This window comes from Paraferrimonas sp. SM1919, from assembly GCF_010993985.1.
In the GTDB taxonomy this organism is placed as follows: domain Bacteria; phylum Pseudomonadota; class Gammaproteobacteria; order Enterobacterales; family Shewanellaceae; genus SM1919.
The window spans coordinates 77,575-102,406 of record NZ_WINH01000011.1 but is presented as its reverse complement, the minus strand read 5'-3'; the positions used below and the strand labels follow the sequence as shown (position 1 = coordinate 102,406).

At 42.3% G+C, this 24,832-nt stretch carries 24 protein-coding genes; 12 read left to right on the top strand and 12 right to left on the bottom strand.

The genetic code is table 11. The features are described from left to right. Positions 1–115: 115 nt before the first annotated feature. The gene (locus GFB48_RS08585) at positions 116–1,387 is read left to right on the top strand and encodes an amidohydrolase family protein (protein WP_163933988.1); all 1,272 of its coding nucleotides are present in this window, start codon (positions 116–118) and stop codon (positions 1,385–1,387) included. A 57-nt stretch (positions 1,388–1,444) separates the two neighbouring features. On the opposite strand, the gene GFB48_RS08580 is transcribed toward GFB48_RS08585, so the two are convergent. The 3 genes from GFB48_RS08580 to GFB48_RS08570 all read right to left on the bottom strand — a co-directional run bounded on the left by GFB48_RS08580 (position 1,445) and on the right by GFB48_RS08570 (position 3,216). Beyond that, positions 1,445–1,951 carry a DUF2489 domain-containing protein gene (locus tag GFB48_RS08580; protein ID WP_163933986.1) on the bottom strand — a complete coding sequence of 169 codons (507 nt, stop codon included), beginning with the start codon at positions 1,949–1,951 and terminating at the stop codon, positions 1,445–1,447. 2 nt (positions 1,952–1,953) lie between these two features. After that, positions 1,954–2,511 (bottom strand): Der GTPase-activating protein YihI, encoded by a 558-nt coding sequence (yihI, locus tag GFB48_RS08575; protein ID WP_163933984.1) that lies wholly within the window; start codon positions 2,509–2,511, stop codon positions 1,954–1,956. Between the two features lie 66 nt (positions 2,512–2,577). Continuing rightward, on the bottom strand, positions 2,578–3,216 hold the full coding sequence (locus tag GFB48_RS08570) for a class I SAM-dependent methyltransferase (RefSeq protein WP_205597703.1): 639 nt from the start codon (positions 3,214–3,216) through the stop codon (positions 2,578–2,580). 97 nt (positions 3,217–3,313) lie between these two features. Here GFB48_RS08570 and GFB48_RS08565 point away from each other — a divergent pair, with 97 nt between their 5' ends. Further along, positions 3,314–3,499 carry a hypothetical protein gene (locus tag GFB48_RS08565; protein ID WP_163933981.1) on the top strand — a complete coding sequence of 62 codons (186 nt, stop codon included), beginning with the start codon at positions 3,314–3,316 and terminating at the stop codon, positions 3,497–3,499. Positions 3,500–3,873: 374 nt separating this feature from the next. Here the strand turns inward: GFB48_RS08565 and GFB48_RS08560 are convergent, their stop codons facing one another. Further along, positions 3,874–4,494, bottom strand: coding sequence for a cytochrome c (locus GFB48_RS08560; protein WP_163933979.1), 621 nt, complete (start codon positions 4,492–4,494; stop codon positions 3,874–3,876). A 178-nt stretch (positions 4,495–4,672) separates the two neighbouring features. Here GFB48_RS08560 and yihA point away from each other — a divergent pair, with 178 nt between their 5' ends. Beyond that, positions 4,673–5,311, top strand: a complete 639-nt coding sequence (gene yihA / locus GFB48_RS08555; protein ID WP_163933976.1) for a ribosome biogenesis GTP-binding protein YihA/YsxC — start codon at positions 4,673–4,675, stop codon at positions 5,309–5,311. A gap of 256 nt (positions 5,312–5,567) precedes the next feature. Further along, positions 5,568–6,308 carry a class I SAM-dependent methyltransferase gene (locus tag GFB48_RS08550; protein ID WP_163933975.1) on the top strand — a complete coding sequence of 247 codons (741 nt, stop codon included), beginning with the start codon at positions 5,568–5,570 and terminating at the stop codon, positions 6,306–6,308. A gap of 126 nt (positions 6,309–6,434) precedes the next feature. On the opposite strand, the gene GFB48_RS08545 is transcribed toward GFB48_RS08550, so the two are convergent. From GFB48_RS08545 to GFB48_RS08530, 4 genes are all read right to left on the bottom strand, one after another. Then, a complete protein-coding gene (locus GFB48_RS08545; protein ID WP_163933972.1) occupies positions 6,435–7,358 on the bottom strand; it encodes a TIGR01212 family radical SAM protein in 924 nt (307 codons plus the stop codon). A gap of 66 nt (positions 7,359–7,424) precedes the next feature. Then, positions 7,425–7,859 carry a VOC family protein gene (locus GFB48_RS08540; RefSeq protein WP_163934047.1) on the bottom strand — a complete coding sequence of 145 codons (435 nt, stop codon included), beginning with the start codon at positions 7,857–7,859 and terminating at the stop codon, positions 7,425–7,427. Then, positions 7,846–8,235, bottom strand: a complete 390-nt coding sequence (locus GFB48_RS08535) for a VOC family protein (RefSeq protein WP_163933969.1) — start codon at positions 8,233–8,235, stop codon at positions 7,846–7,848. Before GFB48_RS08535 ends, GFB48_RS08540 begins: the two co-directional genes overlap by 14 nt. Before the next feature lie 16 nt (positions 8,236–8,251). Then, on the bottom strand, positions 8,252–8,839 hold the full coding sequence (locus GFB48_RS08530; protein ID WP_163933966.1) for an NADPH-dependent FMN reductase: 588 nt from the start codon (positions 8,837–8,839) through the stop codon (positions 8,252–8,254). A gap of 115 nt (positions 8,840–8,954) precedes the next feature. Between GFB48_RS08530 and GFB48_RS08525 the strand changes: the two genes are divergently transcribed. From GFB48_RS08525 to GFB48_RS08505, 5 genes are all read left to right on the top strand, one after another. Beyond that, positions 8,955–9,572 (top strand): metalloregulator ArsR/SmtB family transcription factor, encoded by a 618-nt coding sequence (locus GFB48_RS08525; protein ID WP_163933963.1) that lies wholly within the window; start codon positions 8,955–8,957, stop codon positions 9,570–9,572. Positions 9,573–9,633: 61 nt separating this feature from the next. Beyond that, on the top strand, positions 9,634–12,201 hold the full coding sequence (locus GFB48_RS08520) for a M1 family metallopeptidase (protein WP_163933961.1): 2,568 nt from the start codon (positions 9,634–9,636) through the stop codon (positions 12,199–12,201). Between the two features lie 246 nt (positions 12,202–12,447). Further along, entirely contained in the window at positions 12,448–12,975 is a 528-nt protein-coding gene (gene ftnA, locus GFB48_RS08515) for a non-heme ferritin (protein ID WP_163933958.1), read from the top strand. 155 nt (positions 12,976–13,130) lie between these two features. After that, positions 13,131–15,107: a S9 family peptidase gene (locus GFB48_RS08510; RefSeq protein WP_163933955.1), complete on the top strand. Its 1,977-nt coding sequence runs from the start codon at positions 13,131–13,133 to the stop codon at positions 15,105–15,107. A gap of 166 nt (positions 15,108–15,273) precedes the next feature. Next, entirely contained in the window at positions 15,274–16,962 is a 1,689-nt protein-coding gene (locus GFB48_RS08505; protein WP_163933952.1) for an NAD-dependent malic enzyme, read from the top strand. Positions 16,963–17,009: 47 nt separating this feature from the next. Here the strand turns inward: GFB48_RS08505 and GFB48_RS08500 are convergent, their stop codons facing one another. The 4 genes from GFB48_RS08500 to gorA form a co-directional block, all read right to left on the bottom strand. Then, on the bottom strand, positions 17,010–17,789 hold the full coding sequence (locus GFB48_RS08500; RefSeq protein WP_163933950.1) for a hypothetical protein: 780 nt from the start codon (positions 17,787–17,789) through the stop codon (positions 17,010–17,012). Between the two features lie 53 nt (positions 17,790–17,842). After that, a complete protein-coding gene (locus tag GFB48_RS08495) occupies positions 17,843–18,271 on the bottom strand; it encodes a hypothetical protein (RefSeq protein ID WP_163933947.1) in 429 nt (142 codons plus the stop codon). Between the two features lie 180 nt (positions 18,272–18,451). Next, the gene (locus GFB48_RS08490) at positions 18,452–20,026 is read right to left on the bottom strand and encodes a S41 family peptidase (protein ID WP_163933944.1); all 1,575 of its coding nucleotides are present in this window, start codon (positions 20,024–20,026) and stop codon (positions 18,452–18,454) included. A gap of 101 nt (positions 20,027–20,127) precedes the next feature. Further along, positions 20,128–21,483, bottom strand: a complete 1,356-nt coding sequence (gene gorA / locus GFB48_RS08485; RefSeq protein WP_163933941.1) for a glutathione-disulfide reductase — start codon at positions 21,481–21,483, stop codon at positions 20,128–20,130. A gap of 269 nt (positions 21,484–21,752) precedes the next feature. On the opposite strand from gorA, the gene GFB48_RS08480 reads away from it, so the two are divergent. The 3 genes from GFB48_RS08480 (at position 21,753) to yjjG (ending at position 24,830) form a co-directional block, all read left to right on the top strand. After that, a complete protein-coding gene (locus GFB48_RS08480) occupies positions 21,753–22,001 on the top strand; it encodes a PapB/FocB family fimbrial expression transcriptional regulator (protein ID WP_163933938.1) in 249 nt (82 codons plus the stop codon). 60 nt (positions 22,002–22,061) lie between these two features. Continuing rightward, the gene (gene prlC, locus GFB48_RS08475) at positions 22,062–24,080 is read left to right on the top strand and encodes an oligopeptidase A (protein WP_163933935.1); all 2,019 of its coding nucleotides are present in this window, start codon (positions 22,062–22,064) and stop codon (positions 24,078–24,080) included. 66 nt (positions 24,081–24,146) lie between these two features. Next, positions 24,147–24,830: a pyrimidine 5'-nucleotidase gene (yjjG, locus tag GFB48_RS08470; protein ID WP_163933931.1), complete on the top strand. Its 684-nt coding sequence runs from the start codon at positions 24,147–24,149 to the stop codon at positions 24,828–24,830. The last annotated feature ends 2 nt before the right edge of the window (positions 24,831–24,832 follow it).

Here is a 24,832-nt window from a genome sequence, read left to right as displayed (position 1 = left end):
GACCTCTGCCATACAAAAATTCAAGCTATTATCGCAAAAGCAAGGTGGCAGAACTTTGATCTAGATTGGATTACAGGGTAACTTGTAGCGACAACAACAACGGAAGGTAATAAATATGTTGAAAAAGCTCTCCTTACTTGCACTGTTAGTAAGTGCCTATAGTGCATCAGCTGCAACCCTGATACATTCAGGGAAATTAATCGATGGTGTGAATGATAAAGTACTTACCAAGCAAACAATTGTTGTCGAAGGTAATAAGATCACTGCCATCAAATCTGGTTACATAACCCCTAGCAGTAGCGACACTTTGATTGATCTAAAGGATGCGACATTACTGCCAGGGTTTATCGATATGCATACCCATTTAGTGATGCAAACCAGCAAAAATAATTATCTTGAAAATTATCGTTTAGAACCCGCCGATGTCGCCTTACGTGGAGCTTTATATGCTAAACGGACCTTGGAGGCGGGGTTTACCTCAGTGCGTGATTTAGGCGATAAGGGTAATGCCTCTATTTCCCTAAGAAATGCGATTAACGGCGGCTATGTGATCGGCCCAAGGATTTTCACTGCTGGAAAATCAATCGCAACAACAGGAGGTCATGCCGACCCATCCAATGGCCACCGCAAGGGCTTGTGGGATCAACCTACGCCAGCCGATGGTGTGATTAATGGTGCGGTTGAAGCTACTAAGGCGGTGCGTGAACGTTATCAGGATGGGGCAGACTTAATTAAAATCACCGCCACGGGTGGGGTGCTTTCAATGGCCAAATCCGGCCAAAATCCACAGTTTCAAATGCATGAGTTAGAGGCGATAGTTAACACTGCAAAGGATTACGGAATGACGGTTGCGGTACATGCCCACGGTAGGGAAGGTATGCGCCGCGCTATTATGGCAGGCGTGACCACCATTGAGCATGGCACCTACATGGACAATGAGATCATGGCACTAATGAAAAAGCATAATGTGACTTATGTGCCGACTTTATTGGCGGGGGCATTTGTGGCTCAACAAGCCGCAATTCCGGGCTACTACCCAGAAATTGTTCGACCTAAAGCGGCTAAAATTGGTCCGTTAATTAAAGAGACGTTTGCCAGAGCGGTAAAAGCGGGAGTAACAATTGCCTATGGTACTGATGCAGGCGTCTTTTATCATGGTGATAATGCAAAAGAGTTCGCTATCATGGTGGATGCGGGAATGGATGAAATGGCGGCGATTAAAAGTGCCACATCGGTTGCGGCTAGAACCCTTAATCAAGACAACATTGGCCAGTTAAAGGCAGGTTACTTGGCGGATATTGTTGCGGTAAAAGGCAACCCTCTGGATGACATTAGGGTGCTGGAAAGCATCGACTTCGTTATGAAAGATGGCAAGCAATATAAATAATAAACCTACTTAAAATAAAAGCCGCCTAATGTTATTTAATAGGCGGCTTTGCGAACCCTATACCAACTTGACAGGTATATCGCCTATCGGTAGTGCTTTGTTGAAGTCGAATTCATGCAATAGCTTGGCTTCGTTAGTCACTGCCTGCTTGTATTCAATTTCAAGCTTCATTCGCTCTAAATCAAACTTCATTAATTCTTTATTATTATATTGTTTACGAGCATCTAAAATTGGATGATGGTTAATTTTAGCGTGTAATTCATGAATATTTGGTAGCAAACCTTTGTACCGGTTTTCAATACCCGCCGTTTCTGCCGCTCTGAAAAGCCCTGCAAGTCGAATGACGCCTTCGCCAATTTCACATTGTTCTTGTGTTATACCCTTGGCAATCACTTGAATGCTTAATTGAATGTAGTCAAGGCGCTCTTGTTGCTTTTTCTTGAGCATGGCGTGAGCTTCAGCCTGTTTTTGTTTTTGGCCTTTAAGCTTTATAAGAAGGTGCCCAGCATAAGCACCCAGAGCAACGATGATAATTAGGCCAATAATTGCCACAGCAATCAGCATAATTACTTATCCTTGAAGCTTTCTAAGAAATCCTGAGCACTATCAAAACTGTCAAGACGGTCTTCATCACTCGCAGGCTTAGTTTCAGCAGCATCAATATTAACTTCTTCGATAAAATCGAGCTCTTCGTCATCGAGGCTAATGCCAAGTTGTTCCATTAACTCTTCAATACGGCGAAGCTGTTGATTCATCCACTTGCGATCTTGCTTAGCAAGCACAGCATTTTGTTCAACTTTATCTAACAGACGGTTTAAGCGAGGATCATTTTCTATCTGCATTAGCAATATTTCGGCGTCCCTATCACTTAAGCGCTCTACCTGAGTTTGCTTAGTGGTGGCAACCGTAGCGGTTAGAGAAATCGGTTTTTTGCTACCCAACATTGGATTAACCGCTTTATTATGCTTATTTGAGGCAGACTGTGATTGTGAGTCGAAGGCGTTACGAGAACCTGAAGACTTACCTTTGCCCTTTTTCTTAGATTCAACCTTGACGCTTTTTTCTTTAGGTTTAAGCTGCGGGCCATGGGATCCAAGTACACGTGATTTTTTCTTGCGAGTCATAATAAAGTCTCGTTATCTAACAGTATTTAAGGGGGCGTTTTATACCAGAAAGTGTCGCTTTTTGCATCAATGTTTTTGCATTAAGATGACATCTTGCCCAATAAATTCTAGTTCAAAGCCATCCCGCTGGGCGAGAAATTCAAAGGTTGCCTCACTAAAGAAGCTCACATGGGTTGGATCATTTTTATAATGCCAATTGCCAAAAGCTTCAGGGCTTTTCACTAGCTTGGTCATTATGCCTAGCCAGCCCCCATGATTGAGCATATCTAAAAATAACTGCCATTCCCTGGCTGGGCGATAAAAATGCTCGATGGCTTCGGTGCAGGTGATAAAGTCATAGCGCTCTCTGAGAACGCTTCTGTCAGGATGAAAGTAGGGGTCATAAAGGGCCACTTTAGGCTGTTGTTCTTCGAGCATCAAAGACAGAGTAGGCCCTGGCCCGCAACCAAAATCAATACCTTTTTGTTCAAGAGCTAATCTCTCTAATAAAGGTTCGCAAAGACGATTAAGGAAGCGGCGATAACCTATATCGTTATGATCATTTTGATGCAAGTTATACTGACTGACTTCGGCCTGAGGCGGTAATAACGTGCTGGGATCGGCGAAGACTAATTGGCATTGCTCACATTGGAAATAGTGGCGACGCTTGTCTTGATGATAAGCAACAGTTTGGTCATGTAAGCAAAGGGGGCAAGTGTGTTGCACTATAACCTCAGAAAGGGCAATAAAGTTTAAGATAACACAAAAATGAACAAATAAAAAAGGCGACAGAAGTATCTGTCGCCATTTTAAAAAATGTCATATGACATTAACCTGTTATAAGCATCATGCTCAAAGCTACCGTCCTGGTATCGATGTCCGTATTATGTTTTGTTACTTCCATGCTCTTAGTTATTTTTATGTGCAAAGCACTGGCAAATATGCCAATTGCATCAATCCTAATGCGAGTCACAATCATTGTGAGAATAATGCTCAAAACCATCAATAAACAGCCTAATAGCAATGCAGTGCATCTTAGACATCCTGTCGTAAGTAAGCAGCTTATTGTTGGAGCATTGAACTAGCATTCTTTACAAAGTAAAGTGGATAAAACTCCTACTAGTTATCACTTTTATTATTATTATTCGGGCTAAAGCCCAATCACATTTTATTATTTTGTTATTATTAATTTTTTTGTGATTTTATCTGGTCGCACTAACTCAAAAACTAGCATAGCCAGTATTTTTTGCTATTTGTGTTACCAACGTCACTATTTGTAATAAAATGTGACTTGAGTGTCAACCATCTTTTGCTAAATTTTTATTATAAAAAGACAAAAGGGGAGCTGATTAGCTCCCCTTTAAAGAATAAATTTCATTGAAATTATAGGCTTGAGATGTATTTTGCTAGCTCAGAAATTTCATTGTCTGTAAGTTTCTTAGCGGTGTCTTGCATCATGCCGTTTTGGTCGTTGTTACGTGAACCATCACGGAACTTTTTAAGCTGACCTTCGATATAAGTTGCATGCTGACCTTTTAGAGAAGGGAATCCCGCGGCGGCCATGCCAGTCGCTGTTGGGCCGTGACAGGCGGCACAGGCTGCGATGCCACGCTCAGCGTCACCGCCATTCCATAAATCAGCAGCAACAGCGGCAGCTTGTTGTTTTGGGTTTGCTGACACGGCTTGAGAAGCGAAGTATGCTGCAACATCAGCTACCGCTTGGTCTGTTGGTAATGCAAGTGCCATCGGGCTCATGGTAGGATCAAAACGACCTTGCTTGCCAGCAGACATGGCGCCTGCTTTAAAATCATTAATTTGTTTAATTAAGTATTGTGGATGTTGACCTGCAAGTTTTGGCCACATCGGAACCATGCTATTACCATCAGCCATGTGACATGCAGCACAAGTAGCAGATAAAGCCTTACCAGCTTCAGCGTCACCCGCAGCAATAGCTGGTGATGCAGATAAACCAATTAGAGACAATGCGAATAACAACTTTTTCATAGTGAGCAATCCAATTTTTAATTTTAGTGTTTTAAGGCTTACAGACAAAGGCCACAAGCATGTTAAAATAGATAATAATATGATCGACTCAGTATTTTACACGAAATTGTGCAAAAGTAAGCATTTCTTGATAAGTAAATCGGTCGTTTAACAAAATGCCAAATAAGAGGAAAGCCCTTTGAGCCCGAAACAGAATCATTTACGCCAAGCAAAATTTGTCACTAGTGCACCAGATATTCGCCATTTAGGGGAAGATAGCGGCATCGAGATTGCTTTTGCTGGTCGTTCTAACGCTGGTAAATCCAGTGCCTTGAACTGTTTAACTGAACAAAAGGCGCTTGCAAGAACCAGTAAGACGCCTGGGCGTACTCAGTTAATTAATGTGTTTGCCATCGATGAAGATAGAAGACTAATCGATTTACCTGGTTATGGCTTTGCCCAGGTCCCCTTAGAGGTTAAGAAAAAGTGGCAAGCATCATTATCAGAATACCTTCAAGAGCGTGACTGTTTGCGGGGTATTGTTGTTTTAATGGATATTAGGCATCCATTAAAAGATGTTGATATGCAAATGATAGAATGGTCTGTTCATAACAGATTGCCTGTTCTAGCGTTGTTAACTAAAAGCGATAAACTCAAAAGTGGTGCGGCTAAAAATACAGTTTTAAAAGTGCGCAAAGAATTAGCAGCTTATGCAGACCTGATTCAAGTGGAGTCTTTTTCATCACTGAAGAAAGCAGGTAAGGAAAGGGTGTTAAATATATTGCACGACTGGCTGGGTATTGTAGACGAAGATGAGATAGAGCAAGCTGAACAATAAAAAAAGCCCCAAAAGCTTAGGCTTTTGGGGCAGCTAAATAATATCACCGGGCAGTGATAATTTGGCTGATAAATATAGAATATGTAAATCCTTATACCCTACCCGCGCTAGCATACGGATTTAAGTTGATAGGGCAATAAATTTACGTTTTTTAAGTTCAACAAAGTGATTTAGCTCGCAAAATATTGTAACTATGGCCGTTGATACAACGATTAAATGGGGCCAATTTTGCCTGTACTAACATAAAGAGATAGCCATGACTCGGGTGATTTACGACCAGCAAGATGTCAAATTACAACAATTTGCAGAAACCTATAATTGGCAATATCAAGCGGATGCTGATTTTGAAATGTTGTGGTTAGATGGCCAGTTATCTCTGCGTTATTTGCCGGAACCTAAAATGGGTGCAATTAGTGTTGATTTTGTAGATGGGGCAACCGCACATCGCCGCAAATTTGGCGGTGGTAGAGGTCAAGCTATTGCGAAGGCCGTTGGCTTGAAAGGGGGGGATAACCCAAGTGTTTTGGATGCTACTGCCGGTTTAGGCAGAGACGCTTTCGTGTTGGCTACCCTAGGCTGTCAGGTGCAAATGCATGAACGTAATCCTTATGTTGCTTCTTTACTTGCTGATGGTCTTGAGCGCGCTTCATTAGCCCACGATGAATTACGAGGGATCGAGCAACGATTGAGTATGCGACATGGTTCAAGCTTGGATGATATGCTGGGCGCTGATGAAGTCGATGTGGTCTATTTAGACCCTATGTATCCCCATAAGCAAAAGTCTGCACTGGTAAAGAAAGAAATGCGCGTCTTCCAACAGCTTGTTGGTGCCGATTTGGATGCTGACGGCTTATTAGAACAAGCCCTAACAATTGCTAAAAAACGTGTCGTGGTTAAAAGGCCAGATTATGCCGAGCCGCTAGCAAATGTTAAGCCTACCATGGTGATCGCCACCAAGAAAAACCGCTTCGATGTTTATGTAAAAGCAGCGATGTGAAGCCGAAGGCTTCAGGGCGCTTTGCTTCGAGAGCGTCACTTCGTGACTGCGAGATCGGACTGCGTCCTTCGAGAATAGAGGTTTGAGAATACAGATTCTGTTATTCCTCACCTGTACTCTGTTATCTTACTTAATAATCAGAGGCGAATTGGTATTCGCGCCTTGGCCGCCATGTTCGGCGAGGTTTTGACATACGGCGGTGACTGATGGCCAGCGCAGTTGACACCAGTCTGGGGCGATTAGCATGGGTTTATTGGCAGTGGCCGATACCCGGTGAAAAATGATTTCCTGTGGGGTGTGGCGGATAAAGTCACCAGCCCATTGGGCATAGGTATCCATATCTAATACATCCACTTTTCCAGCGCGATAAGCTTTGGCCAGAATGCTGCCTTCAACGATATGCAGTGGATGCAGCTTAATACCGGCTAGAGGTTCAGCAAGAACCTTATCTAGGGTTTGCATGACTTCAGTTTGCCCTTCGCCAGGCAAGCCTAAAATCAAATGGGTACACACTTTAATGCCGTATTTTTGAGCACGGTTGACCGCATCTTGGTAAGCAGAAAACTGGTGGCCGCGATTGATGCGTTTTAATGTTGCATCATGGCTGGTTTGTAGGCCCAGCTCTAACCATACTTCATAACCCTGCATAACATAGCTACCGAGTAGTTGCAGCACTTCATCTGGCACGCAGTCAGGGCGGGTGCCCACGCATAGGCCGACAATATTAGCCTCGATTAGGGCACTCTGGTATTGGGCCTTTAGGTACTCAACTTCGCGGTATGTGCTGGTATAGGCTTGAAAATAGGCAAGATACTGTTGCGCCTTGTTGCCAAGTTGCTTCTTACCCCTAGCCAGTTGTTCACTAATAGGGGTAGTAGCAGATTGCTGCGAAAAAGAATCAACATTACAAAAAGTGCAGCCACCTTTGCCTAAGGTGCCATCTCGGTTAGGACAAGTAAAAGCGGCATTTAGTGTCAGTTTGCGGACTTTGTTATCAAACTTGCCCTTAAGGTATCTTCCTAGGGTGTGCACATACTGGTCTAACTGCATGAGGTCGGCCTTTACTTAAAAAGGGCAAGTGTAGGGCTGCTTGAATTTTGGTCAAGCTTAGCGGGCTCAGCCTGAGATATAGCTCGTGTAGTCATTGCGAATACTGGGATCATCACTGTGATATTGCACGAATTCAACCTCAAAGCCGTCGGCGTCTAAGTAATAAACATTGGAGCGATTTTCAGCGAATGTAGGGCCTATATGCGGGCTGAAGTTGGCTTTTTGCAAGCGCTGAATTAGCCCCTTTAAATCGTCACAAACATAGGCGAAGTGCGCTAAGCCCACTTGGGTGCCTTTAAGGTTTCTATTTTGGCCTTCACCATGATCGCTTAGGGCGATGTATTGCTCGTTATCACCAAAATGCAGCCAAGTTCTTGGTTTTCCATACCAGTCACCTGTGCCTGAACCCCTGACTTGCCAGTGTGGAAAAGCCGCTTGGTAAAACTTAAGAGACTTAGCTAAGTCAAGCACGACCAGATTAATGTGTTCAAGATGCATAATGTCCCCCTACATACTGGTGATCGTTTGTTGTTATTTCGATGCCGTTACCAGCAGGGTCGCTAAAATAAGCCGAAAAAGTGATTTGATGGTCTTTAACGTTAAAGGCCAGTTGGCTCTCGGTTAGGTGTTGTATCCAAGCTATAAACTCTTCACCAGAGGCTTCAAAGGCAATGATGTTACTTGGGCTGTTAGGCTTAACAAACAAGGCGAGTTTAACCTCTCCACTGGCTAACATTAATGGGCCGCTATCGCTGTGCCATATTTCAAAACCAGATAAGGGCTGGAAACCTAAAATATTCTGATACCAATCGGCCGCCTTGGCTAAATCGTTCACATATACATGCAGGTGATTAACCTTATTAATCATTGGACGCATTACTTTTTCCTGTTTGTTATGGGTTGTAGGGAAAATCATTAGCAAGTGGGTGGCTCAATCTATGTTTGTTGTGATCTAGCATTTGGCAGTATTGCTTGAACAGGTGTAAACAGTATTCGATTCTGCTGCGAGTCCGAGCATCTTGCGAAGATTGTGGCTTAGGATGATTGAGCGCATCTTCACAATGGCGAATCACCAGATAATCAGGTAGCACTAGCATGCGCGAATTTTTAAAGGCATTCATTTTTAATTCATTGATGGGGTGTACGCCGCTGATGCCACTGACAACAGAAACCAACAGAGTAGGCTTGTGGGCGCACTCTTGCGCATCACACATCATCAAAAAGTTTTTCAACAATGGACTCGCTATCCCATTCCATTCAGGGGTAATAAAAATATAACCCTGTGCGTGTTTCAGTTTATGTTTAATTTGCTGCCATTGTGGCTTTGCAATGGCTTCATCTGAGCCATCCCAAAAGGGTAGGTTGAGTTGCACAAGCTCTAAATGTTCAGCACTTGAACCTAATTGTTGCTGTAAATATTGAGCGACCTTGGCTGACTGGGAAGCGTCCCTTGGGCTGCTGGAAACGATTAAATAGGACATATTAATTCCTTTAGTAAAGCTTTTTGTTTATTTAATGTTTTATAAAGTAGATGCTTTACTTAATTAAGTAAACAAAAAACTTTACTTAACTGCTGGTGGCAGAAATAATGAAGTCATGAAAAGTACAGATAAAATATTGCAGACCCTTAAGCTTGAAGGGCCGCAGACGGCGCAACAACTCGCATTGTCTCTAGGTTTAACCAGCATGGGGGCTCGCCAACATTTGCAGCAACTGCAAACCCAGGGCTTAATCGATACGTTTGATAAAAAAGCTTCACGGGGGCGGCCACAAAGGTTTTGGCAACTTACCGAGCAAAGCCAAAATGAATTTGGTGACAACCATAGTGAATTGACTTTGCAGTTGATTGAATCGGTAAAAACGGTTTTCGGTAATAACGGTTTAGAGCAGCTGATCAGCCACAGGGAAAAACAAACTCTGGCCAATTATCAGGGGCAACTAGCCAGCTGCAGTGATTTGCTAGCTAAGGTGAATAAACTGGCTGAAATAAGAACCGCTGAGGGATATATGGCCACCGTTGAAGTGACCAAAACCGAAATATTTTTATTAGAAAACCATTGTCCTATTTGCGCAGCGGCAAGCGCTTGTCAAAGTTTATGCCGAAGTGAATTAGAGATGTTTCAAGCTTTAGTGGCAGGATTGGCTAATGTAAATCGCACCGAATACATTTTAGAAGGCGCACGGCGCTGTGGGTATCAATTTGTTGCAATTTAATTATCTGTTGAAATGGGATTTCTTGTAAGCTATGGGCAAATAATGTTAACTAGGAATACTTATGTTCAGGGGAATTGTTAGTGCCGTTGCCTTTAGTGTGGCAGCTTTAGTGCCGTGCTATGGTGATGAATATCGTTTAGAGCGAGTTGCAAAACCAAGTTTTCAGGCGGTGAAATTAGACCTAGATGCCGAATCCAAGCGATTTTCGGGTTCAGTAAGCATCGATATCGAGGTGATTAAGCCGACCAATTTTATTGAGCTAAATGGGTTGGAACAAACCATTACCAAAGCTTGGTTAGAAAACGATTTAGGTCAAACCATAGTTTTAAACGCTAGCCAGCAAGCTAATGGTATTGTTGCTTATAACAGCGTCAATGAAATTGCCATTGGCAAATATCAAATGAAAGTGGAGTTTAACTCCCCTTATAACCGAAATTCAGCCGGTTTGTATCAAACCTTTGATGGTGGAAAAGGCTACTTATTTACTCAATTTGAAATGCAAGATGCTCGTCGTGCTTTTCCGGTATTTGATGAGCCAGAATATAAAATCCCATTTCAGCTAACCCTGTCTGCACCCAAAGGCCAAACAGTTTTTTCCAATACCCCTGTTATCAAAAAAACAGAGTTAGCCAAGCGTATTAGCTATGAGTTTGCGAAAACAAAGCCAATCCCATCTTACCTAGTGGCGATGGCTGTCGGCCCATTTGAAAGTGTGCCTATCGATGGCATGTCAATCCCAGGTAACCTCATTACCGTTGCAGGTAAAATTCATCTTGCTGACTATGCAGTAAAAGATACCCGTGCCCAACTTAAGCTATTAGAAGATTACTTTGGTCGCCCTTATCCATACGCTAAGTTAGATTCGGTTGCGCTACCTGAGTTTCCCTTTGGTGCAATGGAAAATGCAGGCTTGATTACTTATCGAGAGGATATCTTGCTGGTTGATGAAGCCAATGCTAGCGTGGCTCAGAAATCTCGCAGTTCAATGGTCATCGGGCATGAGCTTGCCCATCAATGGTATGGCAATCTTGTCACTATGAAGTGGTGGAATGATCTATGGCTAAATGAAGCTTTTGCCAGCTGGATGGGTGAAAAAATTGCCCATAAACTGCACCCAGAGTATGGTCGTGACTTATTATTATCACAAAACAGGGTGATGGCCGCTGACGCTAAGATCACCACTAAACCAATCAGAAAAGAGGTTCGTAACGAAGCGGATATCATGGATGGTCTGGGGCTTAACTATGCTAAAGGCTCTGCAGTACTGGCGATGATAGAAAATTGGATCGGTGAAGAGCCGTTTAAGCAAGGTGTTCGGAACTATATTAATAATAATGAATTTTCAAATGCGGTAGCTGATGATCTTTGGAATGAATTAGCTAAAGCATCGGGCAAAGACGTACCTGCAGTACTGACCTCATTTATTGAGCAATCGTCCTATCCTCTGATCAGTTTTAGCCGTGAAGGTAATAAACTAACATTGTCACAGCAACGCTTTGTCAATGCGGGTGTTAAAGCCAAAGCACAAACTTGGACTGTACCAGTAGCATTAAAGTTGGGTAAAGGCGATAAAGTGTGGCAGCAAATGGTATTGCTTGATAGCCCATCTAAAACAATCTCTCTAGACGGCGAGCCAGATTGGGTTTATCCGGATGCCAACGCCTTTGGTTACTACCGTTGGTTGCTTAATGAAGAATTGCAAGCGTCATTATTGGCCAATAGTGAGCAATTAAATACCCGTGAACGCTTAGCCTTTATCGCAGCGACTGGCGCTCTTCTGAAAGCGGGCAAGATAAATGCAGGTCAGTATCAACAAGCAATCGAGCGCTTTGTTAATGATGCGCACCCTAAGGTGATATCTGAGGCGTTAACGGCACTAACTCTTTATCAACAGACATTTGTGAATTCGAACAACCTTGGCCAGTGGCGAGCTAAATTAGCGAATACACTAAAACCAGTATTAGCGCAGATAGGTGAACAACCAAAGAAAGCTGAAAGCAATCAAATCCCTGGGCTTCGTAGCAAAATTATTTATAATTTAGGCGCAGTCACCGAAGATGCTGAAGTTATTTCTTTAGCGCAAGCGCTTACCAAGTCATATTTGAATGACTTTAATTCTATTGATGCAGCAACCGCTGGTAGTTATTTGCTGATTGCCGCACACAATGGTGATAAAGCTTTGCTTGATAGCATGATTGCAAAATTCAAGGGCTCCGTCGATCCTGCTAATCGTTCCCGATTACTCGCTGCCATTTTTAGTTTTAGTGATAATGTTGGTAAGCAAGCGTTTGATTTCATGTTTGATGAATCAGTTACTTCTTCAGATATGCGCTCAGTGCTTTACTATGTCACTAGTGTCCCAGGTCAAGAGCAAAGGGGAATTGACTATATTTTTGCTAATTTTGACAAGGTATTAGCTAAAGTACCGCCTTATGTTCAGCCAAGCCTTCCTGGTTATATGCTGCAGTGTAAGCAAGCAGACTTTGACCGCGTCCAAGGCTTCTTTAAGCCTAAAATTGATGAGCAACCTGGTTATCAGCGCACCCTGACCAAGCTCCAAGAAAGTGTGCAAGATTGCGCAACCATGCACAGTGCAGGGCAAGCGAGCTTTGATGCTTGGTTAAAATAACTCTTAGTGTTGAATTTCACAGAGGCCTCATTTTGAGGCCTTTTTTAGCTGAAAGTGGCTATTGACTAGAATTTTAGATTGAGGCTAGGACAGATTAGTTGACGCCACTTGCAAAGAGTTATTTAATCGAGCTATAAAAGCGAATGAAGGTTGATTAAGGCTTTTTGCAGCATTAAATTTGCTTTGTTGCCCCGTTTTATCAACAATAGACGTATAAAGATGAATACTTCCTAATGGAGAATGGTGATGTTATCGGCAACCATGATTGATAAGTTAAACGAGCAAATTAACCTAGAGTTTTTCTCTTCTAATTTGTACCTGCAGATGAGTGCTTGGTGTGATGATAAAGGCTACGAAGGCGCTGCAACTTTCTTAAAGGCTCATGCAGATGAAGAAATGCAACACATGCGTCGTTTGTTTACTTATGTTGCCGAAGCAGGCGGCTTGCCAATTATTGGCCATATTGAAGCGCCAAAGTCTGACTACGACTCATTGCTTTCTCTATTTCAAGAGACATTTGAGCATGAGCAAATGATCACAAAGTGCATCAATGAGTTAGCACATGCAGCCTTCATGAGCCAAGACTATTCTAGCTTTAACTTTCTTCAATGGTACGTAGCCGAGCAGCATGAAGAGGAAAAGCTGTTCAAATCTATTGTTGATAAAATTGAGCTTGTGGGCGAAGACGGCAAGGCTTTGTACTTGATTGATAAAGATTTAGAAGCACTAGCTAACTCAGAAAGCTCAAGCATACTGCATACAGATCAAGCATAATATCAAACTTTAAAATTATAAGCCCCTTGATAGGGGCTTTTTTGTTGTTTGATTTTTGACCGTCAAAACATTATTCTGTATTGGTTATATGTTAATCAATAGTTGGCAGCAGATTACTTATTTAGGTGCTGTTAAATGAAATAACAGGGAAAGTTATGAAAAAATGGATATCTATAATTGTTTTCTTGTGGCCAATTTCTCTATTTGCTCAAGAAAATAAACTCCCCTCCGACAATCATCAGCTTGCTGAGTTATTTAGTAAACCAGCTGCTTATTTTGATCTCAAATTATCACCAAATGGCAATTTTTTGGCTGCACAAACAAAGTCAGACGGCAAAAATATAATCGTTATCTTTGACCGAGAAAAAATGGACGTTGTAGGTGCGATTCGTTTTTCAAGTCGAGCACAGGTTGGAAGTTATTACTGGGCTAATAATGAGCGTATTGTGGCAACTAAAGAATACTTAACCAGTCGCTCTGACCACCCCCAGTATCGTGGTGAAATCTTTTCCGCCAAGTACAATGGTAAGGGTGGGCGTTATCTGTTTGGTTATCAAGGTGGTAGCAGTGCAGGTTCACGGGTAAATAGCAGTGCTGGCAGTATTAGGGCGTGGGGCTGGGTTTTAGATCCAATGCACCATGATGAGCGTCATATTCTAGTTAAAGCCATTTCTTTTAATCGAGATGGTGGTATGGATTCAAGAGCGACGGTATATAAGGTCAATGTAAAGACTGGAAAACGCAGTTTTGTGACCCGCTCGCCTGTTATCAATGCCACTTTTTTAACCGATAAAGATGGACAAGTTAGATATGTCGGTGGTCAAAATGATGATTTTGACTATCAAGGTTATTTTAGACTTGAAGGCGATGGTGATTGGCAAAAAATGAGTAATCTTAAGTTGCCAGTTGATGATATTACTCCTTATGCCTTTACCGCTAACCCAGAAGAATTGATAGCAAGTTATAGTATAAATGGCGAGCCAGATGCATTGTATAAAATTAACATGGTCACCGGTGAGTCTAAAAAAATAGCCTCTGATAAGCTGGTCTCGCCTCAAAAGGTTTGGTTAACCCATGACACTAAGGAAGTGTACGCAGTTGAGTTTGAGAAGGGTTACCCAAGTTATGCGATGCCATATAAAGATCACCCAGAAGCTAAATTGCTTAAATCAATGTTGGCTAGCTTGAAGGGCCATCAAATTCACCTAAGTTCACAGTCTCAAGACGGCAATTATCGAGTTATTACTGCTTTTAATGATACTAATTCGGGTGTGTATTACATGTATGATAAAAAAGCCAACAAATTAACCTACTTGGTACAGCAGCGAGATTGGTTAAATCCAGAAAGTTTAGCCTATATGGAGCCAATTAAGCTAAATGCTCGGGATGGTATGGAATTACATGGCTTTTTAACTCTTCCGAATAACAAAAATAAAAAGAATCTGCCTTTAGTCGTAATGCCCCATGGTGGCCCTCATGGTCCGAGAGACTACTGGGGATATGATGAAGAAGTGCAATTGTTAGCCGCAAAAGGGATAGCTGTTTTGCAAATCAATTTTAGGGGGTCTGGCGGCTATGGTAAAAACTTTGAAGAAGCCGGATACAAAAAATGGGGTGCGGAAATTCAATATGACATTATTGATGCGGTGAAGCATGTTATTAATGAAGGCATCGCAGATAAAGATAATATATGCATTATGGGCGGCAGCTTTGGGGCTTATTCGGCGCTGCAAAGTTCTATCATTGAGCCTGATATGTTCAAGTGTGCGATAGCCAATGCTGGATTATATGATTTAGAAATGATGTGGACTGAGGGTGATATACAGGAACGTGATTCAGGATTAGATTATCTTGATTATGCGATTGGTAAAGATGTCACTCAACTTAAATCGTTCTCGCCTGTGAATCACGTTGAAAAATTAAAGGCGGCATTGTTTTTAGCCCATGGTGGCGAGGATGAGCGAACCCCAGAAGAGCAGGTTAGGGCATTGATTAAGCAGCTGGATAAGCACAACAAGCCTTACCAATTTTATTATCTGGACGATGAAGGTCATGGCTTCTACAAGCCAGAACATAGGGCCAAGTATTATGAACAGGTATTAAACTTTTTAGATAAGCATTTAACCCTTTAATATTATTCTTGCTGGCAAGTCTAATCTTCTAGGCTTGCCACATTTTGTAGAATAAAAGTACTCCTTAGGTGGGATATTAATCACAAAAATAGTGACTTGTGGCGGATTCATGTTACCCTACGCGGCCCAATAGAAAATAGGCTACGAATACAAGGTAAACGAGACGATGGAAGACAACAAACGCCCCATTTATATCCCATTTGCAGGCCCTGCATTATTAGAGTCGCCACTGCTAAATAAAGGCAGTGCATTTACTGCAACTGAGCGAGCCTCGTTTAACCTAGAAGGTCTGTTACCACAGGCTATCGAAACCATTGAAGAGCAAGCTGCCCGTGCTTATCAGCAATATGCTAGCTTTGAACGTGACCTAGATAAACATATCTACCTGCGCAACATTCAAGACACCAACGAGACCTTATTTTACCGTTTGGTGCAAAACCATATTCAAGAAATGATGCCTATCATTTATACCCCAACCGTAGGGGCAGCCTGTGAGCAGTTCTCTAATATTCACCGTCGTAATCGTGGTCTGTTTATTTCTTACAGTGACAGAGACCGCATTGATGACATCCTAAATAATTCTAACCGTCATAATGTAAAAATTATCGTAGTCACCGATGGCGAGCGTATTCTTGGTCTGGGTGACCAAGGTATTGGCGGTATGGGTATTCCGATTGGTAAGCTGGCGCTATACACAGGTTGTGGTGGTATTTCTCCGGCTTATACTCTACCTATCGTATTAGATGTGGGTACCGATAACCCACAACGCTTAAGCGATCCCATGTACATGGGTATGCGTGAGAAGCGTGTGCGTGGTGACGACTACTATGACTTTGTAGAAAAGTTTATGCAGGCGGTGAGTCGTCGTTGGCCTGAAGCTTTAATTCAGTTTGAAGATTTCGCTCAGAAGAATGCCATGCCGCTACTTGAGCGCTATAAAGATGAGTACTGCTGCTTTAACGATGATATTCAGGGTACCGCTGCGGTAACGGTTGGCTCTTTACTCGCGGCTTGTAAAGGCGCAGGTTCAGAACTTAAAGATCAGCGTATTGCTTTCCTAGGTGCGGGCTCAGCCGGCTGTGGTATTGCTGAAGCCATTATCATGCAGATGGTGTCTGAAGGTGTGTCTGAAGAGCAGGCCAGATCTCAGGTCTATATGGTCGATCGTTGGGGCTTAATCCAGTCTAACATGCCAAACCTATTGCCATTCCAGCAGCCGTTAGCGCAGGATATTGACAAGGTATCTGGCTGGGCTGACGAGCAGGGCAATATCTCATTAATGGATGTGGTTAAAAACGCTAAGCCAACTGTACTAATTGGTGTCTCTGGTCAACCAGGATTGTTCACTCAAGAAGTGATCGAGACCATGCACAGCCATTGTGATAAGCCTATCGTGCTGCCATTATCAAACCCAACGAGCCGAGTAGAAGCCACGCCTGAAGATGTTCTTAACTGGACTAACGGTGAAGCCCTGGTGGCAACGGGTTCACCATTCGCGCCAGTGACCATTGGTGATCGCACTTGGGAAATTGCCCAGTGTAACAATTCTTACATCTTCCCTGGTATTGGCTTAGGTGTTCTTGCTGCCGGCGCCAATCGTGTGACTGATGACATGCTGATGGAGTCAAGTCGTGCTCTAGCAGAATGCTCGCCATTAGCGAGTAACCCAGAAGGCTCTTTGTTGCCGTCGTTGGAGGATATCCACTCGGTTTCTAAGCATATTGCTTTTGCTGTGGCAAAACAGGCGATAAAAGACGGCGTCGCACCAAGAGTTAATAATGATGTTTTAAAAGCGGCAATTGAGCATAATTTCTGGTCACCAGAGTACCGAGAATATAAGCGTACCGCATTCTAATAGATACAGTTAAATGACAAAGGCCAGCATCGTGCTGGCCTTTTTGTTTAGCGATATTTAGACTTAAACGCTTTAGTTTCGGGTACCTGGAAATAGATGGGTTTGTTTAGGGGTAATTTATCTAAGTTAAGTTGATGCTTATTGAAATAGATTTTGACGCCGTTGCGCTTCTCTAAAGTGATGGCAAAGGGGGCTTTCCCTTGGGCTTTATACAGCTTTTTAGGCGCTAAGACTTCATCAATTATGTTGTCATTATCAGAGTCAATCACTCTGACTTTGGTCGGCTTTTGAGCTACGACCGTTAAACTGACATCTTGAGAGCGAATAACATGGCGATGGTGATGATAAACTCCAATTGGCCGCCAGTAATCCCAAGGGTGATCAAGCCACCAAATAGGTACAATGATTACAATTGGATATTCAGGATAGATTTCCCATGGCCAGACCTCAAAATCAGGATCGATTTCATCAGGATAACCGTCAATCCACATATTATCACTCAGGTACTTTTCTTTAAACTCTATATATTGAGCTTCATCTACGCTGTCATAGAGGTCCACCTCATCGATAATACTCTCTTCTACAATCACATTTTCATTAAATGCTTGTTGTTCAATAGCATCTTCAACGATGACGGCTTGCTCAATTTCCAGCGTATCATCAATAATCATGGCATCTTCAATAGCCGGTTGTTGCTCAATGATTTCTTGCTCAATTATGGCTTCTTCATATTCTATGTCGATAAAATCTTCAGGGGGTTCGTGGGAACTAGCAGCAAGTAGGGTTGATGATGCGAGTAACAAGATAGCTAAAATACTTAGGTTCATAAAAAAGCACTCATAAAAGGGAGTGCTTTAAGGTTAGTAGAAAATTAATCTAACTACCTGATCCAGGATCTTTTTTTACTATAGCGGGCGAATAGACAAAGTGAGATAGATGCGAGCAAAACGATTGAGGCTAGGACTATTCCTTGCTTTCCCAAAAGGATGTAAGCATCTGAAATAAATAAACCATAGAATATTTGTAAAGTCGTTGCTAGCAGTGAAATTCGAAATAATAGCAAGGCCATCGCTCTTCTTAACAGTAAGGAAATGCTGGCCATAAATGCAATAAAGGCTGCCGCACCAAAGGCTAGGGTGACACAGATCGGAGTGCTATTGTATATCCCTAATTCTGCTTCTGACATTGCCGTAAGTTCTGCTTCTGTCACATGGATATGCATACCAAAAACAATTAATCCGATAATGTTCCATATCAGACAAATGCCACTAATTAACCAAAACCACAATGGTGGTGTGTGCTTGCACATAAAAAACCTCTAAAATTTGAGAGGCTAAGATAGCAGCGACGGTTGTCCAAAAGAAGTGGGGAAGTTTGATTCCAGTTTAATTGTGTGTGGTGGCTCTAGGAAAAGCTAAGTGGCTACCCATTTAGGGGTAGCCACTTAAAAACTAGAAAAGTTGATGCCAAGTAAGGATTGTCGTTACCTTTACCTAGTTGGGATTACCTTGGTGGATATGATCTTGCTGTTTTTAATCACTTGTTTGATGTCGTTTTGGCCGATAGCTAAATCTTTATCAAAGGTATCAGCATAAAAGGCTTCAAAAGTTAAATTAACAGGAATTGGCGGACACTGGTTATAATCACGAAAATTTAACGCTGTATTTAGTAATACCTCACTGGGGTCCCCTAAGCTATGCATGAAGTCTTCCCTAACATAGCAGCCTTGCTGTGGAACCGTACCTGCTAAATTTGCATTTTCTGGCGCAAATCCATCACTGAAATCACCAAAACCTTTAGCGTTCACGCCTTTGATTTGCACAGTAAAATAGGTGGTGCCACAGTTGTCTTTGGGGTAGAACCCGTAAGGTTTACCAGTAGTGGTTTGACCGATCTGAATAACCTCGATATCAATCCCGTTTAAGCCATTAATCAAGGATTCACTGGCTGAAGCGGTTGCGTTTGATGTCAATATATACACACGGGATAAATCAAGGGTGGGCAGTTTGGTGCCAGTGTCTACACTAAAACCTAGCCCCTCATCAATAAACGGAACAGGGCTGAGGGCTTGCCCTGTTACAGGGTTGATATTGGGGTGTTTGTTATTAAAGGAGGTGAGTTCAAAAACTCGATTACGACTCTGATCGCCAGCAATCATGTAGCCAAGTTGTGCAGCTTGGTATAGTAACCCCCCGCCGTTATAGCGTAAATCGAGAATTAAATCTGATATGCCATTGCTTTTGAGCATAGTAATGGCATCAAATAGTTCTTTTTCAGCAGGATAGTTGAAAGAATTAAACACTATGTAACCCACATCCCCCGAAGAGGTGTTAACAATCTTAGTAGTGAGCACAGATGAACTGATGATGTTTTGGCTGGTTAATTTGACTTTACGGGTTTCAGTCGCGCCCAGATCCAATACTTCAAACTCAACCGTTTGACCAACTTTTGATGGCGACATACCAGCATTAAGGGTATCGACATCGTTACCATTGGCGACATCAACCCCATCAATTGCGATGATCTTAGCCCCACGTTGAATTGCCGCTGCAGCAGCGGGAGAATTGGCTTCGGTGTATGCTACTCTTAAATCTCGAGGTGGGCTGGCGCTTAATAAGGCCCACTCAATACCGTAGCCAGAAGAAACACCACCTTGAGAAAGGGCTTCATATTGCTCGGTGTTGTAGGAAAAATGAAATCGATCTTTAGGTTTACCTGACGCGGTGATGGCAAAGGTTTTTAAAATATCGAAGTAAGCTATTGGGTCATTGTAGAGTTCTGGATCAACGTCATCAATTTCGTCATACCACAGGTAGGTATTGTTGCTCCATGAGCGTAAAAAGTTGTTCTCATCGAGGATTGTACCTTGGGAGTCATTATATTCATTACTGGCACGAGGATTAGCGCACAGACCATCAAAATTAGTCTCTGGTTGATATACCTCAAATTGCCAACCCTGGGGTGTTGAGCCCCTAGATGTGCTATCGCTACTGCTGCTACCACCGCCGCAACCGACTATAGTAAGTGCTACTACAGCAGACAAAATATAATGCTCAAACTTCATAAAACTGCCTTGTATGTCAATTTGTTACTTGAACAAACATCATACCAATAAAAAAAAAGGAAGCGCTAGGCTTCCTTTTACGAAAATGTTAATAAAATAGATTATCTTAAAGTAACAAACTCTTCGGCAGAGGTTGGGTGGATGGCAACACAGGCATCAAAATCAGCTTTGGTTGCGCCCATTTTCATGGCGACGCCGAAACCTTGAAGGATTTCATCCATACCGAAACCAATGCCGTGAATGCCGACAACTTTCTCATTTTCTCCAGCACACACGAGCTTGAACTTTGAGAGTTGTCGGTACTTGGTGATAGCATTGTACATAGCGGCAAATGATGAGTTATATACTTTAATATTGTCTTCACCATATTGTTCTTTAGCTTGTTGCTCGGTTAAGCCCATGGTGCCGATAACTGGATGGCTAAATACCACAGTTGGGATCAAGCTGTAATCCATTTTCGCGCCCGTCATACCACCAAATAGACGCTCTGACAGTAAACGACCCGCTTTCACCGCTACTGGGGTTAACTCAACGCCACCAGTAATAATATCGCCTACCGCATAAATGTTTGCTGCGGTGGTGTTTTGGTATTCATCTACCTTAACATAGCCACGCTCATCTAATTCAACTCCGACTTTATCTAAGCCAAGATTGTTGGTAGTTGGGTGGCGGCCAATGGCCCAAATCAGAGTATCTATCTCTAAAGTTTTGCCATCTTCTAAAGTTAAAGTTAGGCTGCCATCTGCATTTTTTGTCACAGATTTAGGCGTTGCATGGGTGTGCAGAGTAGGACCTTCTTCGTTCATGGTCTCTACTAGATGATCAGTGATCATAGGGTCAAAGTTACGCAAAGGCGCATGCTTACGAACCAGTAAGTGAGTTTCACTTCCTAGTGCGTGCATCACCCCAGCTAACTCAACGGCAATGTAGCCGGCACCTACAACGGCTACACGTTGAGGCTGCTCTTTAAGCTCAAAGAAACCATTTGATTCAATACCCAGTTCAGCTCCTGGAATGTTTGGAATGGTTGCTGCACCGCCAACGGCTACTAGGTAGTGATCAGCAGTGTAAACTTCACCATTTACTTCAATGCCACCACCATCTACAAAACGACCGAAGCCTTCGATTAGTGTTACTTTGTTAGATGCTAAACCGCTATTGTAGGCAGCGTGAATACGCTCAATGTACGCTTCACGGTTTTTAATTAAAGTCGCCCAATCAAAATTATTTACCGTTACATCAAAACCATAGTCTGGGCCAAAATGATGGATCGCTTCAGCAATTTGAGCGCCATACCACATGACTTTTTTAGGAACACAGCCAACATTGACACAGGTACCACCTAAGTGTTTCGCTTCTATTAAACCGACTTTGGCACCACGCATGGCGGCACGGTTAGCTGAGGCAATACCACCACTACCGGCACCTAAAACTAAATAATCAAAATGTTGAGCCATTTTACTCTCCAAGAAGTCTTGACTTAAAAAACGAATAAATTGTTGCCGCTGATTATAACGGACGCAAGGCAGAAGTATTAGTAAAAAATGAACTAAAAAAACGATTACCTTAATAGGTTCTATTCGTTCAAAAAATAAAAGCACCTCTTAAAAATTTGATTTTTTATGTTGATATTCACTAATACAGGCTTGCATTCAGTAATGATTCAGATATGTTGAGTTTGGCTGACATTGAAGTTGGCTATGTTATGTAAAACAAGGATGTAATAATGAAGTTAAAAAAAGGAACCGTCGATTCTAACCATTTAAACCTGCTTATGGAATTAACCTCTATACGCTCAGAACCCGTTATTAAAGGCCTACATTTACATCTTTGTGAAGGCTTTACCCAAGCGGAAGCGGCCCAAAAAGCAGCCGTTGCGCAATCGTTATTGAGTCGCCGAGTCACTATTTTGAATAAAGTGAACCAAACGGTAAAAAATTTAAGTGTCTATTACCCAAATAATAAAGCGGTATAACTTGAAAAAGTGAATTGGCTCCCCCATCTTTGAGATAATATATAAAGATAAGGAGCCATCATGGCGGCAATTGGTTCACACCTTCCACAATTTAGTAAAATTGATCCGGCACAAATTAAGCAACAGGTTATAGACGCTATCGAGCATTGTAAATCTGTTATTGAACAACAAGTTAAGCTTGAAAATGCGGGTTATCATCAATTGTTAGATGCCATCGATGAAGCCGATGATGGCCTCTCTAAATTGTGGTCACCTATTTCACACCTAAACTCGGTATTAAGCTCTGAAGCTCTGCGTCAGGCTCACGATGATTGTCTGCCATTATTATCGGACTATTCTACTTTTGTTGGTCAACACCAAGGTCTATACCAAGCCTATAAAGCCATTGCTAATAGTGCCGAATTCTCCCAGCTAGACATTGCTAAACAAACCACAGTAACCAATGCTCTGCGTGATTTTGAATTATCTGGCATTGGCTTGCAGGACCAACAAAAGCAGCAATACAAGAAGCTTGTCAGCCGTTTATCTGAGCTTTCTAGTCAGTTTTCTAATAACTTGCTCGATGCGACTCAGGCTTGGATTAAGCAAGTAACCGAACCAACCGAACTAAAAGGCTTACCGGAATCTGCAGTTGCAGCAGCTAAGCAGCAGGCTGATGCTCGCGAACTTGAAGGCTGGGTGTTTACCCTAGAATTCCCGAGCTACTTACCGGTAATGATGTATGCAGACAGTAGTGCATTTAGAGAGGAGATGTATCGAGCATTTGTTACTCGCGCATCAGATCAAGGGCCTAATGCTGGCGAGTTTGATAACAGCGCTATCATTGATGAAACCCTAAAACTCAAATTAGAGCTGTCTAAGCTATTAGGCTTTGACAATTATGCGCAAAAATCTTTGGCCACTAAGATGGCAGAAACACCAGCACAGGTGTTTGAATTTATTGATTCATTGGCGCAACGATCAAAACCTCAGGCAGAAAAAGAAATCTCTGAATTAAAAGCCTTTGCCAGTGAGCAAGGGTTTACTGGGGAGCTGCAGCCTTGGGATTACAGTTACTTTGCTGAGAAGCTGAAGCAGCACAAGTATGAAATTTCTCAAGAAGAACTGCGCCCTTACTTTCCAGAAGAAAAAGTATTACACGGCTTATTTTATACGGTATCGCGTTTATTTGGCATTAAAATTCAAGAACGCAAAGGTATGGATGTTTGGCATGATGACGTACGTTTCTTTGATATTTTCAATCAGATCGGTGAACTTAAGGGTAGTTTCTATTTAGATCTTTATGCTCGAAGTAACAAGCGTGGTGGAGCCTGGATGGATGTATGTCGCGATCGTCGTCTATCTGACGGTAAATTACAGCGACCTGTAGCCTATTTGACGTGTAATTTTAATGGTCCAGTGGGTGACAAACCTGCGTTGTTTACCCATGAAGAAGTGACAACACTATTTCATGAGTTTGGCCACGGCATTCATCATATGCTTTCTGAAGTGAATGAAGCTGCGGTATCTGGTATCAACGGGGTAGCATGGGATGCGGTAGAGTTGCCGAGCCAATTTTTAGAAAATTGGTGCTATGAGGAAGAAGCGTTAGCTGAAATTTCTGGCCATTATCAAACAGGTGAACCATTACCTAAAGCCATGTTGGATAAAATGCTAGCTGCTAAGAACTTTCAATCAGCCATGCAAATGTTGCGTCAGTTAGAGTTTGCCCAGTTCGATTTTAAATTGCACCATGACTATCAAGATGGCCTAAATGTGCAGCAACTGTTGGATGAAGTTCGTAGTCAGATTGCCGTTATTACTCCTCCAAGCTTTAACCGTTTTCAACATAGCTTCTCGCATATTTTTGCTGGTGGCTATGCAGCAGGTTATTACAGCTATAAATGGGCTGAAGTGTTATCTGCCGATGCATTTAGTAAATTTGAACAAGAAGGTATTTTCAATGAAGCAACGGGCTATGCTTTTTTGAGTAATATTTTACAAAAAGGGGGCTCTGAGCCTGCTATGGAACTATTTAAAGGTTTTATGGGGCGTGAGCCAAATACAGACGCATTACTGCGACATAGCGGTATCGCTTAAGTCGATTTGCTTAAAAAGGCAGGCTAGACCTGTCTTTTTTATTGCCTGTTGAAATGATAATAAAAAATGACGATCACACTTGAAGATTTAGATTGGGTGGTATTTGATGCCGATGAAACCCTATTTGATTTTAATATATATGAAGGCTTAAAAACCTTATTTAACAGTTATGATGTCTCCTTCACTGAAAAAGACTTTGCACAATATCAGCAATTAAATGGTCAATTATGGCTAGATTATGAAGCCAATAAAATTACGATGGAGCAAATCAAACTAGGTCGGTTTGCCCACTGGTCAGAACGACTCAATGTTGAACCGTTAACCCTTAATCACGGCTTTTTAGATGCGATGGCTACCACTTCCAAACCATTATCTGGGGCAATTGCCTTACTCTCAAGTCTACAAGATAAAGTCAAAGTCGCTATCATGACCAATGGTATGGCAAAGCTACAATATAAAAGATTACGCAATACTGGCGTTGAACAATTCATCGATGCGCTGTTTATTTCTGAAGAGGTGGGTGCGGCGAAACCGAGTAAAGAAATTTATTTATATGCCATGGCAAAAATGGGCCATCCACAACCCCAACGAGTGTTGATGGTGGGGGATAATCCTAGTACGGATATCCTAGGGGCCAACTCAGTAAACTGGCGCTCTTGTTTGTATGATCCCGCTAATAAATATCCACAGCATCAAGCGGACTTTAAAGTGAATCACTTAAATCAGCTGCAGCAAATTTTGGTAAAGTAATA